This window comes from Exiguobacterium sp. ZOR0005, assembly GCF_000798975.1.
Taxonomy (GTDB): domain Bacteria; phylum Bacillota; class Bacilli; order Exiguobacteriales; family Exiguobacteriaceae; genus Exiguobacterium; species Exiguobacterium aurantiacum.
On record NZ_JTLB01000018.1, the window covers coordinates 58,564 to 73,612 of the forward strand.

15 protein-coding genes are annotated in these 15,049 nt (G+C 51.8%); 9 read left to right on the top strand and 6 right to left on the bottom strand.

Annotated elements, in window-relative coordinates:
• Positions 1 to 6: 6 nt before the first annotated feature.
• Positions 7 to 987 carry a metal-dependent hydrolase gene (locus L971_RS07865; RefSeq protein ID WP_024372400.1) on the bottom strand — a complete coding sequence of 327 codons (981 nt, stop codon included), beginning with the start codon at positions 985 to 987 and terminating at the stop codon, positions 7 to 9.
• Positions 988 to 1,070: 83 nt separating this feature from the next.
• Between L971_RS07865 and mutY the strand changes: the two genes are divergently transcribed.
• The 5 genes from mutY (at position 1,071) to L971_RS07890 (ending at position 6,172) form a co-directional block, all read left to right on the top strand.
• Positions 1,071 to 2,105: an A/G-specific adenine glycosylase gene (mutY, locus tag L971_RS07870; protein WP_047375297.1), complete on the top strand. Its 1,035-nt coding sequence runs from the start codon at positions 1,071 to 1,073 to the stop codon at positions 2,103 to 2,105.
• A complete protein-coding gene (locus tag L971_RS07875) occupies positions 2,092 to 2,517 on the top strand; it encodes a hypothetical protein (RefSeq protein WP_029335870.1) in 426 nt (141 codons plus the stop codon). The genes mutY and L971_RS07875 overlap by 14 nt, the downstream gene beginning before the upstream one ends.
• A gap of 89 nt (positions 2,518 to 2,606) precedes the next feature.
• On the top strand, positions 2,607 to 3,149 hold the full coding sequence (locus L971_RS07880; protein ID WP_047375299.1) for a DUF402 domain-containing protein: 543 nt from the start codon (positions 2,607 to 2,609) through the stop codon (positions 3,147 to 3,149).
• Positions 3,150 to 3,185: 36 nt separating this feature from the next.
• Positions 3,186 to 4,934, top strand: coding sequence for an ABC transporter ATP-binding protein (locus L971_RS07885; protein ID WP_047375301.1), 1,749 nt, complete (start codon positions 3,186 to 3,188; stop codon positions 4,932 to 4,934).
• A gap of 89 nt (positions 4,935 to 5,023) precedes the next feature.
• Positions 5,024 to 6,172: a DUF3238 domain-containing protein gene (locus L971_RS07890; protein WP_047375303.1), complete on the top strand. Its 1,149-nt coding sequence runs from the start codon at positions 5,024 to 5,026 to the stop codon at positions 6,170 to 6,172.
• Positions 6,173 to 6,216: 44 nt separating this feature from the next.
• Here the strand turns inward: L971_RS07890 and L971_RS15285 are convergent, their stop codons facing one another.
• From L971_RS15285 to L971_RS07900, 3 genes are all read right to left on the bottom strand, one after another.
• Entirely contained in the window at positions 6,217 to 6,513 is a 297-nt protein-coding gene (locus L971_RS15285; protein WP_156111512.1) for a transposase, read from the bottom strand.
• Between the two features lie 240 nt (positions 6,514 to 6,753).
• The gene (locus L971_RS07895) at positions 6,754 to 7,167 is read right to left on the bottom strand and encodes a thiol-disulfide oxidoreductase DCC family protein (RefSeq protein ID WP_047375305.1); all 414 of its coding nucleotides are present in this window, start codon (positions 7,165 to 7,167) and stop codon (positions 6,754 to 6,756) included.
• A gap of 53 nt (positions 7,168 to 7,220) precedes the next feature.
• Positions 7,221 to 8,453 carry an MFS transporter gene (locus L971_RS07900; protein WP_047375307.1) on the bottom strand — a complete coding sequence of 411 codons (1,233 nt, stop codon included), beginning with the start codon at positions 8,451 to 8,453 and terminating at the stop codon, positions 7,221 to 7,223.
• Positions 8,454 to 8,548: 95 nt separating this feature from the next.
• Here L971_RS07900 and L971_RS07905 point away from each other — a divergent pair, with 95 nt between their 5' ends.
• Positions 8,549 to 10,186 (top strand): ABC transporter substrate-binding protein, encoded by a 1,638-nt coding sequence (locus L971_RS07905; protein ID WP_047375308.1) that lies wholly within the window; start codon positions 8,549 to 8,551, stop codon positions 10,184 to 10,186.
• A gap of 33 nt (positions 10,187 to 10,219) precedes the next feature.
• Here the strand turns inward: L971_RS07905 and L971_RS07910 are convergent, their stop codons facing one another.
• The gene (locus tag L971_RS07910) at positions 10,220 to 11,518 is read right to left on the bottom strand and encodes a glutamate-1-semialdehyde 2,1-aminomutase (RefSeq protein ID WP_024372410.1); all 1,299 of its coding nucleotides are present in this window, start codon (positions 11,516 to 11,518) and stop codon (positions 10,220 to 10,222) included.
• 192 nt (positions 11,519 to 11,710) lie between these two features.
• Between L971_RS07910 and perR the strand changes: the two genes are divergently transcribed.
• Entirely contained in the window at positions 11,711 to 12,142 is a 432-nt protein-coding gene (gene perR / locus L971_RS07915; protein WP_167601166.1) for a peroxide-responsive transcriptional repressor PerR, read from the top strand.
• A gap of 29 nt (positions 12,143 to 12,171) precedes the next feature.
• Here perR and L971_RS07920 read toward each other — a convergent pair whose 3' ends face one another.
• Positions 12,172 to 12,531, bottom strand: coding sequence for a YgzB family protein (locus L971_RS07920; RefSeq protein WP_029335857.1), 360 nt, complete (start codon positions 12,529 to 12,531; stop codon positions 12,172 to 12,174).
• A 170-nt stretch (positions 12,532 to 12,701) separates the two neighbouring features.
• On the opposite strand from L971_RS07920, the gene L971_RS07925 reads away from it, so the two are divergent.
• A complete protein-coding gene (locus L971_RS07925) occupies positions 12,702 to 13,568 on the top strand; it encodes a nucleotidyltransferase-like protein (protein ID WP_024372413.1) in 867 nt (288 codons plus the stop codon).
• A gap of 95 nt (positions 13,569 to 13,663) precedes the next feature.
• Positions 13,664 to 14,773, top strand: a complete 1,110-nt coding sequence (locus tag L971_RS07930) for a PstS family phosphate ABC transporter substrate-binding protein (RefSeq protein ID WP_231557579.1) — start codon at positions 13,664 to 13,666, stop codon at positions 14,771 to 14,773.
• Positions 14,774 to 15,049: the final 276 nt, after the last annotated feature.

Here is a 15,049-nt window from a genome sequence, read left to right on the forward strand (position 1 = left end):
TTTTTCTTATTCATAAGCCAATTTTTTTTGCAGGCTCTCTTCACTGAACACCCAACCTGTGAACGACGACAACACTTCGTTCGTCACTTCGTCGACGATGACGACGGCGACGAACGGATAGATGTCTTTCGAGAAATAACGCAAGTTCGTGAAACGATACTCGATCATACCGTTATGGCGTGTGACCGTATACGTGTGAATCTTCGAGAACTCGAGAAACGATTGAAGGTCCGCATTTTTACGCGCCTCGACGAAATGAAGGTCATCTTCTCCAGGCATCGGCTTGTCACGGAAACGACCGCATTCGATGACTGTCCCTTTTTTCACTTTGACGGCACCTAATCCGTCACGGAAACGGACGGCGACGTGCCAGTCGTCCCAACCGATCCCGGGTGAGATGAAGAGCTCATGGGCTCCGGCGAAGTGGCGCGCCACCGTGGCCAAAGCGCGATTACGCAACTTGAACTGGATGGCGTAATAACTGATCACAAGCGCAATGAGCAATGCAAAAATCGGGACAGTCGCCCCTGTGATGAGCCATAATACATATGCCCCGTAATAGGCCGAGAACAAGTACGGATCGAACGTCCCGATGACGCCCCAGCCAATCCATTTCTTCGAGAATGGTTGGAGGGCCTGCGTCCCGTAGGCGTTGAACAAGTCGACGGTGACGTGTAACAGTACCGCGATTTGAGCCATGATCCATAAAGTGGCGGGGTTGACGCCAAGCACAGTCCCAATGACCGCGCTGACGATGATCGGCCAAGCAAGGAGTGCGGTGATTCCATGTGAACGACCGCGGTGCTGGCGCAAATACGTGCTATTTCCTTTAAGTTTGAAGACAGTATCGAAGTCCGGAGCGTGCGAACCGACGAGTGCGGTCGCTGTCATGGCGAGAAACATCTGTGCGTCGCCGGACACTTCCGGGCTGAGCGTCGCTAGGGCACTTAAGCCGAGCCCCATCCCAATGTGAGTAGCAGTATCCAATGTGCTTCAGCACCTCCATAAATGAAAACGGCGTTAACTGATCCATTACATCATACAATATTTTTAAAATGAGGGGAAACAAAATGCTTGATCTTGATAAATTGTTCACAAATTATAATGTTCATGAATTTAACATAAACTTAGTGACATGGTTCAACCGTGAGAAACGGGATTTGCCGTGGCGACATGGAAAAAATCCGTACCGGGTTTGGGTGAGCGAGGTCATGCTACAACAGACGCGCGTCGATACGGTCATCCCTTACTATAACCGGTTCATGGAACGCTTCCCAACAATCGAAGACTTAGCGGCAGCCGAGTCCGAAGAAGTCGTCAAGTATTGGGAAGGACTCGGTTACTATTCTCGTGTCCGCAACCTCCATACAGCGGTCAAAGAAGTGGTCGCCGTCTATGACGGCATCGTCCCAGAGGAGAAGGAACGGTTTGAGAAGTTGAAAGGGGTCGGTCCGTATACGACCGGGGCGGTGCTTTCCATCGCTTACAATCAACCGGAACCGGCCGTCGACGGAAACGTCATGCGCGTCATGTCCCGTCAATTCGGGATTTACGATGATATCGCTCTTCCCAAGACACGGAAACGGTTCGAACAAGTCGTACGGCGGCTTATGGACCCAAGTCATGCCTCTGATTTCAACGAAGGCGTCATGGAACTCGGAGCGACGGTATGCACGCCGAAAAATCCGATGTGTTCGCTCTGTCCGGTCCAAGATCACTGTTATGCCTATACCCATAACGTCCAAGATGAACTCCCAGTCAAAACGAAAAAAGGGGCGGCCCGCATCGAGATGTATGATGCGCTCCTTTGCCGCCGTGATGGACGGACCGCTTACGTGAAGCGACCTGATACCGGTCTTCTGGCAGGAATGTGGCAATATCCGCTTACGGAGCGTGGAACGGGGGAACAGTTTAACGGAACCTACGTTGGACAAGTGAAGCACGTGTTTTCACACATCGTCTGGTATCTCGATCTGTACGAGGTCGAGACGTTGCCAGAAGGTGACTGGGTGTGGCTCGATGAAAGTGGGCGCGATGTGGTGAGCGTGTCGGTCGCCCAACAAAAATTAGAACAGATGGCAGGTGCGAGGGATGAGACAGTTTAACGTACGGACAGCGTTCGACGCGTCACCCGAGACGCTTTGGACGTTGCTTCAAGACGCGTCTTTGTTGGCAGAGTTGACTTCGTTTCCACAAGTGACGCTTCTCGGGGACGGGGCAACAGTGGAAGGGAATGAGGTACGGCTCCGTGTTGGAATCGGTCCGGTTGCACTTCCGTGGCATAGCGCCATCACGTTGACCGGCTCTCAGGCATTTTGTGATCAAGGTGTGAAATTGCCGTTCCCGTTCAGACGTTTTTGCCACGTTCATCGCGTAGAAATGGAGTCCGGACAGGCCGTCATGGTCGACGAAGTCACATTCGACAGTTACGTGCCGTCTGTGCTCGTCGAATACTTTGTGCTACGTCCGATGTTCAAAGCACGTGCCGCCGCATTCCAAAACATACTAAATTCGTGAAAATAAGAGATTTCCTTTTTCATTGGTTCTGAAAGTCGCTATAATTAAATATGAGAATTGTATAGCATCATAGCGGAAAGGAGGAGCTTATGAGCTTATTTCCCAAAGCAGGTAGCAAGATCGAGATACAGAGCTACAAGCACAACGGAACTTTGCATCGCGTTTGGGAAGAAACGCTCGTCCTTCAGTCGTCAAAAACGGATATGATCGGATTCAATGACCGCATCATGGTCAGTGAGTCAGACGGTCGGCAATGGAGAACGCGAGAGCCGGCAATTTGCTACTTTTCATCTGATTTTTGGTTCAATGTCATCTGTATGATTCGCGAAGATGGGATTTACTATTACTGTAATCTAGGTTCGCCGACAACGTTCGATGGGACAGAAAGAGCCATCAAGTACATCGATTACGATTTAGATATCAAGGTGTTCCCGGATATGTCGTACACGATTTTAGATGAGGATGAATACGAGCGGCATCGTCGCGAGATGAATTATCCGAAAGCGATTGATCGAATCTTGAAGCAGAACGTTCAAGAACTTATCAACTGGATTCGAGGACGGAAAGGGCCGTTCAACCCAACATTCGTCGATGAATGGTATCGCGAATACGAAGCACGTTACCGGAGATGATGACTCATCTCCGCTTTTTTTCTTGAAGGAGGAACTATGGGTAGTATTAAACGTTATTTGCAATTTGTTAAGCCGTACAAGAAACAGATTGCGCTCACCATCTTCGTCGGAATCTTGAAATTTTCGATTCCGCTCGGATTACCGTTACTTTATCGATATGTCATCGATAGCTATTTGACAGACCCGGACCCGGCGGCTGATTACACGGAGCTCGTCTGGCTGTTCAGCATCATCTTCTTCATCTTTCTCGTCTTGAAACCGCCGATTGAATATATACGTCAATACTTGGCACAGTGGGCGGCGACACGGATTTTGTTTGACGTGCGGAACCGTTTGTTCGACCACGTGCAAAAATTATCACTTCGTTATTATTCGAACAACAAGACAGGTCAAATCATTTCGCGCATCATCAACGACGTCGAACAGACGAAAGACTTCGTCATTACCGGCCTCATGAACATCTGGCTCGATATGGTGACGATCCTGATCGCCATTGCCATCATGTATACGATCGATCCGCAACTGACGCTCATCGCCATCTTGCCGCTCCCGTTCTATGCGATTGCCGTCCGTTACTTTTACGGCCGCCTGCGTCGTTTGACACGTGAACGTTCAGCGGCGCTCGCTGATCTTCAAGGTCATTTGACGGAACGAGTCAATGGGATGGCCGTCATCCGTAGCTTCGCGCTTGAACCGTATGAGAACAAGGCGTTCGAAGAGCAAAACGGCGGCTTCTTGAAAGCGGCGCTCCGTCATACGGGATGGAACGCGAAAACGTACGTCGTCGTCTCGACGATCACCGACATCGCCCCGATCCTCATTTTCACGACGGCGTCATGGCTCGTCTTGCAAGGGGACGTATCACTCGGGACGCTCGTCGCTTTCATCGCCTACATCGACCGTCTCTATGCACCGCTCGGACGGCTCGTCAACTCGGCGACGACGCTCACACAATCGGTCGCGTCGATGGACCGGGTGTTCGAATTTCTCGATGAACCATATGACATCGAAGAGAAACGCCAAGCGTTCGTTCCGGTCCAAACGGCCGGAAACATCGAGCTCAATCGTGTCAGCTTCGCTTATGAGAAGGACGGCACTCGCGCGTTGCATGACGTGAGTTTACACATCCGTTCCGGGGAACGGGTCGCCTTCGTCGGCATGTCCGGCGGCGGGAAATCGACGCTCGTCAGTTTGATTCCGCGCTTCTATGACGTAACGGACGGTAGCATTAAGATCGACGGTGTCGACGTGCGCGACTTCAAGCTGCGCGCGCTCCGCGATCAAATCGGCATGGTCATGCAAGATTCGGTGCTGTTCAGTGAGTCGGTCGCGATGAACATTCGGATGGGGAATCCGGAGGCGTCAGACGAGGACGTCATCGCTGCAGCGAAAGCAGCCAACGCCCATGAGTTCATCTCGAACTTGCCGAACGGGTACGACACACCGGTCGGTGAGAAAGGGGTCAAACTGTCAGGGGGACAAAAACAACGTCTCGCCATCGCCCGCGTGTTCTTGAAACATCCGCCGATCATCATCCTCGATGAGGCGACGAGTGCGCTCGACCTCGAGAGTGAGGCGATGATTCAAGATTCGCTCGCACGCCTGACGAAAGGACGGACGACGTTAATCGTCGCCCACCGTCTCTCGACGATCACGGACGCAGACAAGATCGTCGTCGTCGACAACGGACGAATCATGGAAACCGGGACGCATGAAGAATTGATGCGCCACCGGGGTGCGTATTACGACCTGTATATGATTCAAGATTTAGCTGTCGTCGAATGAGGCTTCGAGTTCAACTCGAAGTCTTTTTTTGTTTCCCAAATGAGGTAGACGGGAATGAGGAAACGACATGAACAAAGGGGGATGATGCTATGCATAACGGGGATGGATTGATCACGGTGAAGCCGCTCAGTGACGGTTTGGAACTGTCATGGTCGCTTGAAGGGGAAGTGACGGTGACGCGGAACGGCATCGATGTCTTCAACGGGTCGGTCAATCATTATGTCGACCGTGACACGAAGGTCGGGGAACAAGTCGCTTATCGCATCACGAACGCGGCTGGGGAAGAGGCGAAGCTGTACACGGCGGCGGTCAATCCGGAAGATGAGTTATATTGGAACCGCCATTTGACGGCGGCGGTCGTGTCGCAAGCGGGGACGTACTTGCAGTGGGACCCGATTCCTGACGTCGAGACGTATGCGATTTATCGCCGAGGGCGTCGTATTGCGGAAGTCGTCGGTACCGGGTACATCGATGAGACGCCGCTAGAGGCGCCGACCGCATACGAGGTACGGGCGTTGCGTCCCGTCAAATACGATCAAAAACCAGGCACCCGACTCATTCATGCCGTCGGCAAAGCGATGTCGCTTGCCAAAGAGTTCACTACGGATACACGCCGAAACCAAGAGCTGTACATCATGTATTTCCTTGTCAGTCCGCATCGTCCGGAGACGGCAACGGTTGACGAGATTCAGCTCCGTGTACAGACGTTCATTCGGCCCCCGCGTTTGAAGAATCCAAACTTGCTGTCGCCACATCCGTATTTCGAGGGGGACGGTCGCCCTTACAACGTCCATGCGCCTGAATATCGGACACGGACGGAAGTGAAAGTGGAAGGGCTAGCTGACATTCCGATCGTCTCCATCAAAAAGGATGCCGGTGTCACGCGTGCGTTCAATGCGAGGCATCAACTGACGGGAGAGGACGTCGCCTCGGTCGATCAAGTGTACCTCGAAGACGTTGACATCGAGCCGAACGAGGTGAGTTACCGCCTGCAACACTCGGTCGGCAATCCACTCGTCATCGCGCCGGACATCAAATACACGATCGTGGCGCATCTTAAAAATCAGCCGACGTTCAAGCTGTCCGGGACGCATACGCAGTCCCCGCACCATGAAGTGTACCTCCGCGTCGGGGAAGCACCGTGGACGACGATCCACCGAGCCGATGACCTTGGCGTTAGTTTCATGGCACAACCGATGCCGGATTGCCATTGGACGTATTTAACGTGTATGGACTGAAAAAACTGTCGACTCATGGAGGAGGGCACTGAAAAACCTCCGCTCTATCCGAGCGTGAAAAGAAAAAAGGGGGATTGAACCGACTCACGTCGAGACAATCCCCCTTTTTTCTTGCCCTCATCCTGTATTTTCTTTTCGAAGGGCAATGATTCGCTCAGGTTGACCGCGATGATTGCCATCACGCCCTGTAACGTCATGCCTTTCAGATCTGAAGTCTTGTTGCGCGCCAGACCTTTCGGGTTCTTCAGTTGACTATTTTTCGCCTCGATGGCGAAGCGCTTGCGGCGATAGTCCTTGAACTCATCCGTCTGCTCATAGTCGAGTTGGTCGCTGTGTTGCAGTCAGTATAGTCCGAAATGCCAAACGCGTACAGCGCCGCCCGAGGGCACGCCGACTCCCGGGGAATCAGCGGGCAAGGCGAGACCCAGCAGCGACGACGTCGCGATGCGGCTCGACGCCCGCCCCCAGGAAAGCGGCGTGCCGGACAGGGCGGCTGAAGGGCAATGAAAACAGAGGAGCGCCATCCCTTCCGGGACAACGCTCCTCTGTTCAAAAACATTTGAAGTTTTTCAGTGCCCTCCTCATGGAGTCGGCGGCTTTTGTTGGTCGAGAAATCGGCTGCGTTCTTCCGGTGTGGGCAGTTTGCACGTCTCTTTCTTTCCGAACCATTGATAGCGGTTCTTTGCAATGACATCATACCCGAGGTCGCGTAACGGCTTTGGAATCAAGCGGACGAAACGTAGCCAGCGCCATGATCCGTCTAACCCTTCGGCAATCCGGACCGCCGCATCAGATTTGAGATAAGGCACCCCGTCTTTGATCAACACAATGCTGTCGACCGTGTCAGGGATGCGATGGCGTTCGCGCAACATCTTCCCGGTATCTGCTTGCAGCGATGCGAAATGGAAGTTCCCTTTCGGATCGCGATTCAAAATGAATTGGACACTCGCATCACAAAAGTTGCAGTCCCCGTCGAACAGAACGATAGCTGGCATGACAATCGCCTCCTTCTCTCTTGCTAGTTACCGCTCAAGCGAAAGTTCAAACGTCATGCCGCCAGTTTCCGGACCGATTCCATCTTATAGAGGGAGACGTAATACAAGTACCCCCCTAAGGCACCGAAGGCGAAGATGTACCCGCTCATGAGGACGGGACCGATGAACGCACCGACGACGATGCCGGCAGCGGCCACAAGTTTTGCCCCGTGAAACGTCAATCCCCCGAAAGCCAAGTACGAAGCGCGCCGTTCCGGGTCGAGCAAATCGACTTGCTTCACTTGTCGAATCGGAGAATAGAGCAACTCGCCGAGTGTGAAAACGATGGCGAGGACGGCCAAGACGAAGAATGAGTTCATCGACGTGATGGCCGCGAACGCGGTGACGTATAATGCAAGACCGATAAAGAACACATGTTTCTCGCGGAAGCGTTTGACGAAGGCGGTGACGGCGAACGTGATGGCGACGACGAGGAGCGTGTTCTCGAGTTGCATGAACGCCATCATGCGGACGCCATCAAACGGGACACCTGCAATCAATCGTTCCTGAAACGTCTCGGCCAGATGGACACCGATATAGTTCGCCATGTGAAACTCGGTCGAGAAGACGAGCATGCTGCCGAGGACGAACAGCATCCAACGACGATCGGCCAAGGCGATGCGATAGTTTTGGATGACCCCGACGATTGGGTTCGCCGGCGTGGAGCGGTTGCCGGCATACGAATCGACGAGAAAACGTTGTAACACGATTGTCGTGATCAGCAAGACGAGCGTCATCCCGACGAATAAGGCGAAGCGGTGATCGCGATAGAACAACCCACCGAGCATGACCCCGCCGGCGATGGCCAAGTTGACGAGCCAATAGTCATACACATAGATCGCTTTTCGATTCGATTCTTCCATCGAGTCGATGACGATCGCCTCGAGCGCTGGATAGTTCAATCCGTTTGAAATCGCATGACCGAAGTAAAGGACGGCGACGGCGAGCGCCCAGTTGTTCGACGGGTGAATCGCGACCGTCATGCCGATGAAGCATAGAATTTGAACGACTTGCCCGATTTGCAAGACGTGTTTTCGATTGAAGCGGTCCGAGAAGTACCCACCAAACAAGCCGGTGACGTACCCGACGATGACGAAAGACGTCATGATGAGCCCGGCTGCGATTTTACCGAGTTCTGCAGAAAAGTATAAAGCCATAAATGGAAAGATCGCCGAACCGACGATGCGAATGAAAAAGCCGCAGACGAGTCGGAGTCGGACGTTCGTAGGAAAATCTTTAAATTTCATGTGAGCACCTCCTTGCACCTACTTTAAACGTGGACTACACTTGGAAAAAAGAGACAAATAAAGTGGGGATGTCCACTTTTAAAAGGGGGAGTCCGATGAATCCGAAGCTTGTCGCCATTTATCGCTCCGCACTCGAGCGGGATCGGCAAGACGTGACGTTACGAGAAGCGGTCAGCGCCACGGGGTATAGTGAAAAGCAAATCAAGCGGGATATTAAAGTGTGGGCGCAGGCCGGGTGGGTCGTATATCGGCCGGGCCAAGGAAGGGGACATGAGTCCATCATTCAGTTCGTGCCGTCGTTTGGTCAGAAGTTGACGGAATGGGTGGAAGCTTCGTTCGTCCGCCTCACGATGGCCGAGGCGGCGAAATGGCTGGAATGGGAGTGGCCGCCGTTATTACGTGAAAAGATTCAGGCGCACATCTGGGGGCGCTTCGGTTTCGAACAGACGGAAGAGGACCGTTTCATCTTCCCGCGAACGAGAGCGCTCGCCTCGCTCGACCCGCTCGACATCCACATCGCGATGGAGGCGTCGCTCGCTCGTCATTTGTTCGATCGTTTGTTCGAATGGGACGGGGCGATTATCCGACCATCGCTCGCCCATCATATAGAAACGACACGTTTCGGCTTTCGCTTATATATCCGGAAAGGAGTGATGTTCCATAACGGGATGTCGCTCTCGGCGAACGATATCGTCTACTCACTCAACCGGTTGTTGCGATATGGCAAACAACGGTGGTTGTTCGCTCCGATTGAGCGCGTCGACTCCCCTGCTCCTTATGTCGTCGACATCCATACAACGGCGCATCGCGGTTACGTCGAGCGACTCTTGTCCCAGACGCCCGCTTCGATTTCGTATAAAGGGTTTGAAGGAACGGTTGGGACAGGACCGTTCAAACTCGAACGTGTGTCCGAAGACGTCACGCGTTTCCGAGCGTTCGATCGCGGCTTGCGTCCTCGGCCTTCGTTAGATGTCGTCGAGTTCGTGACGTTCTCGGAGGTGGACCATGCAGAATGGAGCATGCGTGACGACCATCGCCTCGTGAAATGGATCGCCGAAGCAGGAGCTCGTTACGCCGTTTTCAACATGAGACATTCTTGGTTGAAAGACGCACCGGACGTTCGGCGAGCGATTCTCCATACGATTGATAAGGCGGCACTCGTCGCACTAGGCGGGGAGCGGCATCAAGTCGCCCACGGATTTTTTCCGGAAGCGAGTCTAGAAGTGGAACGAGAAGCGGGAGGCCGCGTCGATGCACGTCCGATTCGTCTCTTGCATTTGCCTTACGCGACGGCGACGGAAGACGCCATGTTACTCGCACGGCAATTGACGACCGCAGGTTTCACGGTGGAAATCGACGTCTATACGCTGTCAGCTTTGTTCGAGGAAGAGACGCTCCGGCGCGCCGACATCATCCTTTGTGGCGAGATGATGAATGAAGATCTCGACTTGGCGTTTCTGGCGTTCATGACGAGCGAGTTATCGCTTGTCGGAAAGTTGCTCTGCGGAGACGCGACGCTCCGGAACATGATGGATCGGTATCATCAAATCGATTTGGACGTCTGGCCGAGTCTCCATCGTGAAGTCGAACGTTATGTGACCGAACAGGCGTATGTCGTCCCGCTCTATCATGTGGCGCGTGAAAGACGATTCCCGAGCTTTCTCGGCGATGTGCCGATCGACATATTTGGTCATCCGCGCTACGAGCAGCTTTGGATTCGACCATCCCTTTAAAAAAAACGGAGATGCCGCGGCATCTCCGTTTACTTACAATTGAGAGAACGCGCGGTTGACCGCGGCGATCGTCTCGTCGATATCTTGTTCCGTATGTTCCGTCGTCAAGAACCAGGCCTCGTATTTTGAAGGGGCCAGGTTGACGCCGTTCTCAAGCATGAGCTTGAAGAAGCGGCCGAACACTTCACCGTCCGACTTTTCCGCACCGTCGTAGTCGGTGACGATTTCGTCTGTGAAGTAGACCGTGAGCGCTCCTTTCAATCGGTTGAGGGTGATCGTCACACCATGAGTTCGGGCAGCCTCGCGAATCCCGGTTTCAAGACGCGCTCCGAGGGCATCGAGCGTCTCATAGACACCCGGTTGCTCCAGCACTTCAAGGCAGGCAATCCCGGTCGCCATCGAAGCAGGGTTTCCGGCCATCGTCCCGGCTTGGTATGCAGGGCCGAGCGGCGCGACGGTCTCCATGATTTCAGCTTTCCCGCCGTAAGCACCGATCGGCAATCCGCCACCGATCACTTTTCCGAGTGCCGTCATGTCTGGCTCGATGCCGTACACTTGTTGCGCGCTACCGTAAGTGAAGCGGAACGCTGTGATGACCTCATCATAGATGACGAGGGCGCCATGTTCATGGGTGATGTCGTTGACGGCTTGGAGGAAACCTGGTTTCGGTTCCACGATGCCGAAGTTTCCGACGATTGGCTCGACGAGGACGCAAGCGACTTGTTCGCCCCATTCGTTCATCATGTCACGGAAAGCGTCGACATCGTTGAACGGGACGGTGATGACTTCTTTGGCGGTCGCACGTGTGACACCGGCAGAATCTGGTGAGCCGAGTGTCGCCGGACCGCTTCCTGCGGCGATGAGCATCAAGTCTGAGTGGCCGTGATAGCAGCCGCTGAACTTGACGACGAGTTCGCGTCCAGTGTAAGCGCGGGCAACGCGTATGGTCGTCATGACGGCTTCCGTCCCGGAATTGGTGAAGCGGACTTTATCCATCGATGGGATGGCAGCTTTCAGTTTCTTGGCGAACTCGACTTCGAGCGCATGAGGGGTCCCGTAAAGGAGTCCTTTCGCCGACGCGGTCATCAACGCGTTATGGATGTGTGGATGCGCATGTCCTGTGATGATTGGGCCATAAGCAGCCAAATAGTCAATGTAACGATTGCCGTCGACATCATAGAAATAAGCACCTTCGCCACGGTCCATGTAGACCGGGGCTCCGCCGCCAACTGCCTTGAATGAGCGCGATGGGCTATTGACGCCGCCGACGATATGGGTCAGCGCGTCTTGGTACAACACGTCTGATTTTTCACGAGTAGGTGATGTGGACATATGTATTGCCTCCTTTTACAAATTCGCACTTATTGTATCATAGCCGTCAACCGCTTAAGCTCAACGTTTGACGAAGGGTTTAGAAATCAGTACACTATTTATAAAGATTACTATGTAAGAAATAGGTTAATTCTAACTAACATTTCGCATGAATTCTAATAGAAGAAATGAGGGATTGCCGTGGGAAGCGAGATGCTTGACCATGCTGTTCAGTCGCTCCGAGAACATGGAGTCAGAATGACGCCTCAGCGCCAGGCCATTTTGGAGTACCTCGTCACGGAGCATAGTCATCCGACGGCGGATGACATTTATAAGGCGCTTTCGGATCGATTTCCGAATATGAGCGTCGCCACTGTGTACAACAACTTGCGCGTCTTTAAAGACATCGGACTCGTCCAAGAGATGAATTACGGAGACGCCTCGAGCCGGTTTGATTTTGTCACGTCCCGCCACTATCACATCATTTGTGACACGTGCGGTAAAGTCGTCGACTTCAATTACCCGGTGCTTGACGAAATTGAAGCGGTCGCTTCTCAGTTGACCGGCTTTAAAGTCGATCGTCACCGTCTTGAAGTATACGGAACGTGCCCGACGTGCCAGTCGGAACAAACGCATACGCACTAAAAAACACATCCTTGCGAGGGATGTGTTTTTTAGTCTTGAGGCTGGGATTGACGTTTATTATATTTTTCGTCGAACTCTTTACCTTCGAGTGATCGGTCAATCGTGAGCGGTTCATCGCAATGCATACATAAATCAACACGACCGAGCATCTTCGTCTCTTTCTCGCAGTTAGGGCACGTGACGATGATCGCTTTCGTCGAAGCCATTCCAATGATGAAGTAAAGTGCTGAACTTGATAACACCATCAAGAAACCGAGCAACATGAATATAATCATCAGCCAGGTGATACTTTTAGCGAGCAGTCCTAGATACATGACCCCGATGCCGCCAAAAATGAGCAGTAACGCCACGTTACGGGCGCGGTTGATTTTATTCCCCCGTTTTTTCATCTTGTAATCCCTCCATGTCTGTCTTTACTATATCTTATCTATAGAGTGGTGAGAAGTTCACGTCCTCATTGGCAGGAGAATTTTATAAAGAAGGCGAATCATTTTCGTAGCAGACCAGATTTTCAGGTGAACCGGGTGTTCACAAATAGAAAGAAGGGATCAAGGTGACAATGGAGTATGCGACTCGGACAATTTATTCAGAATATGCAGCCTTGAAAACAACGCTCGGCATTATCGAAGTGAAGAAAAAACGACCACGAGATCCGTTGACCGATCAATCCGATCGGCTGTTGATTGTGATTGAAGCCAAAGTCGACCCATTTTGGACAGTCAAACACTATCAAATCGGGCAAGAGAAAATCGTCCTTCACCTCGTCAGTGATTCGATGATGGACCGTTGGATTTTGATGAATGAGAACCGACGGGCGATCCACTGGATTGAAGACGGAATGGTTTTATTCGAACGTAATGAATTTTTATTGGACCTTAGGCAGCGATTGCGTAACTTTTCGAATGAAGAGCAACGTCTGCAGCTCTCGCTCTCCTTTGCGAAACTATTGAGACGATTCGAGGATGGACGCGGTTTGTTTTTGGAAGGCGAATACCAAGATGCTTTTACACAAATTCATCACGCGTTGACGCACTTGGCACGCCTATCGATTTTAGAGGCGGGAATCCATCCGGAGATCATTTTATGGAAGCAAGTACGTAAACTTGATTTAGAAGTGTACAAACTCCACGAAGAATTAGTGAGTGGAGGCGAGTCGCTTGAACAACGAATCCACCTCGTCATCATCGGTATGGAACACTTGATTCAATCGAAAGTGTTGCCGGGGACGTTATTGTTATTGCAAGCCATGCAACAACGAGAAGAACCGTGGCCGTTCTCGGAACTGATGGAGCATCCGGACTTGCAGGAGCTTCGCGTCGATTTGGGGAGCATCATCAGTTTCCTTGTACGCAAAGGATACGTTCGCGCAGTGGCGAGGCCGACAAAAGGCGTCGGCGTCGAAGCGATTGCCTACGAAATCTCATAGAACAATTAGAAATGGAGATAGTAAGATAGATGAAAATCTCGAAGTTTTTGTTAGGCAGTTTTTTTATTATACTTGTGGCCGGTGTTTTAACGTTCGTGACCGCGATATTTACGATGGGGAATCCGATTGAAGGTGGCCGGCCGATTATTTGGACGATTTGGTATGTGGCCGCTTTTCTAATTTTTATGATGGCGCTATATGATTTTTCAACACTTTCGAAAACTCGTACCAAGCGTGTCGCATTGATTGGGACGATCATCGGTGTCGTGCTCTTTAGTTCTGTGAAAGGGTACTACGTTTATACAGCGGGGCTTCGAATCGATGAACGGGGTGTCGAGTTGCTCGATTATAAACCGTTCCAGCCGGAATCTGATGTGGCAAAACTCGATGCTCCGGCCTCGTTTACAATTGGAGCGGACATTCCACGCCTTGATGGGGCGACTGCGCTTTATCCGCTTTACGCTGCTTTTGTCGAGGCGACTTATCCGTCAGGGAACTATGACCCGTATCGTCCTGATGCCAGTCGAGTCGTTTCGACGACAACAGGTGAAGCATACGATCGATTGATCTACGGACAAGCGGATATCATATTCGTGGCCGGTCCGTCAGATCGCCAAATCGCTGCGGCCGAGCGTCAGGACGTCAAGTTTAAGATGACACCGATCGGGCGCGAAGCGTTCATCTTCTTCGTGCATGAAGATAATCCCGTCGATTCGCTTGGATTAGATGAGATTCAGCAAATCTATGCGGGGGATATCCGTAATTGGAAAGAGGTCGGTGGAAAAGATGATTCGATTCGTGCTTTCCAACGGCCAGAAGGAAGCGGGAGTCAGACTGCCTTGCAGCGGATGATGGGTGAAAAAGAGTTGATGGACGCCCTGGTCGAGGATGTCCCGGAAGGTATGGGCGGCATCATCGAGCAGACGGCAGCCTATAAAAACCATAAAAATGCGATCGGTTTCTCGTTCCGCTACTATGCGTCTGACATGATTAAAGAGCATGATATTAAGTTGCTTCAAGTGAACGGGGTCGCGCCTACAGTTGAAACGATTGCTGATGGTACATATCCGATTACCTCTGAGTTCTATGCGATTACGACAGAGGAACGTTACGAACAATACAAACCTTTCCTCGAGTGGATGACTTCAGAAGAAGGCCAAACTCTCGTCGAACGGACGGGTTATGTTCCACTTGCGAAAGACTGATTGGTTGGGCCTCATTAGACGAGGCTCAACTTTTTTTAATTATTTGCGATAATTCTATTGACGATGTGGGAAATAGAGATTATAGTTATAAACGTTGTCACGACAAAAGATTATTTCAGTAAAACAATTTGTGAAAAAAGTTGTTGACGCGGAGATAACCGACGTGATAAATTAATTGAGTCGCCACTGAGCGATAGACGAACTTTGAAAACTGAACGATGAGGCAAAAAAAGTTTTACAAGTTTTGATTGAAGCGCAAGCTTCGTCATTTTCAAG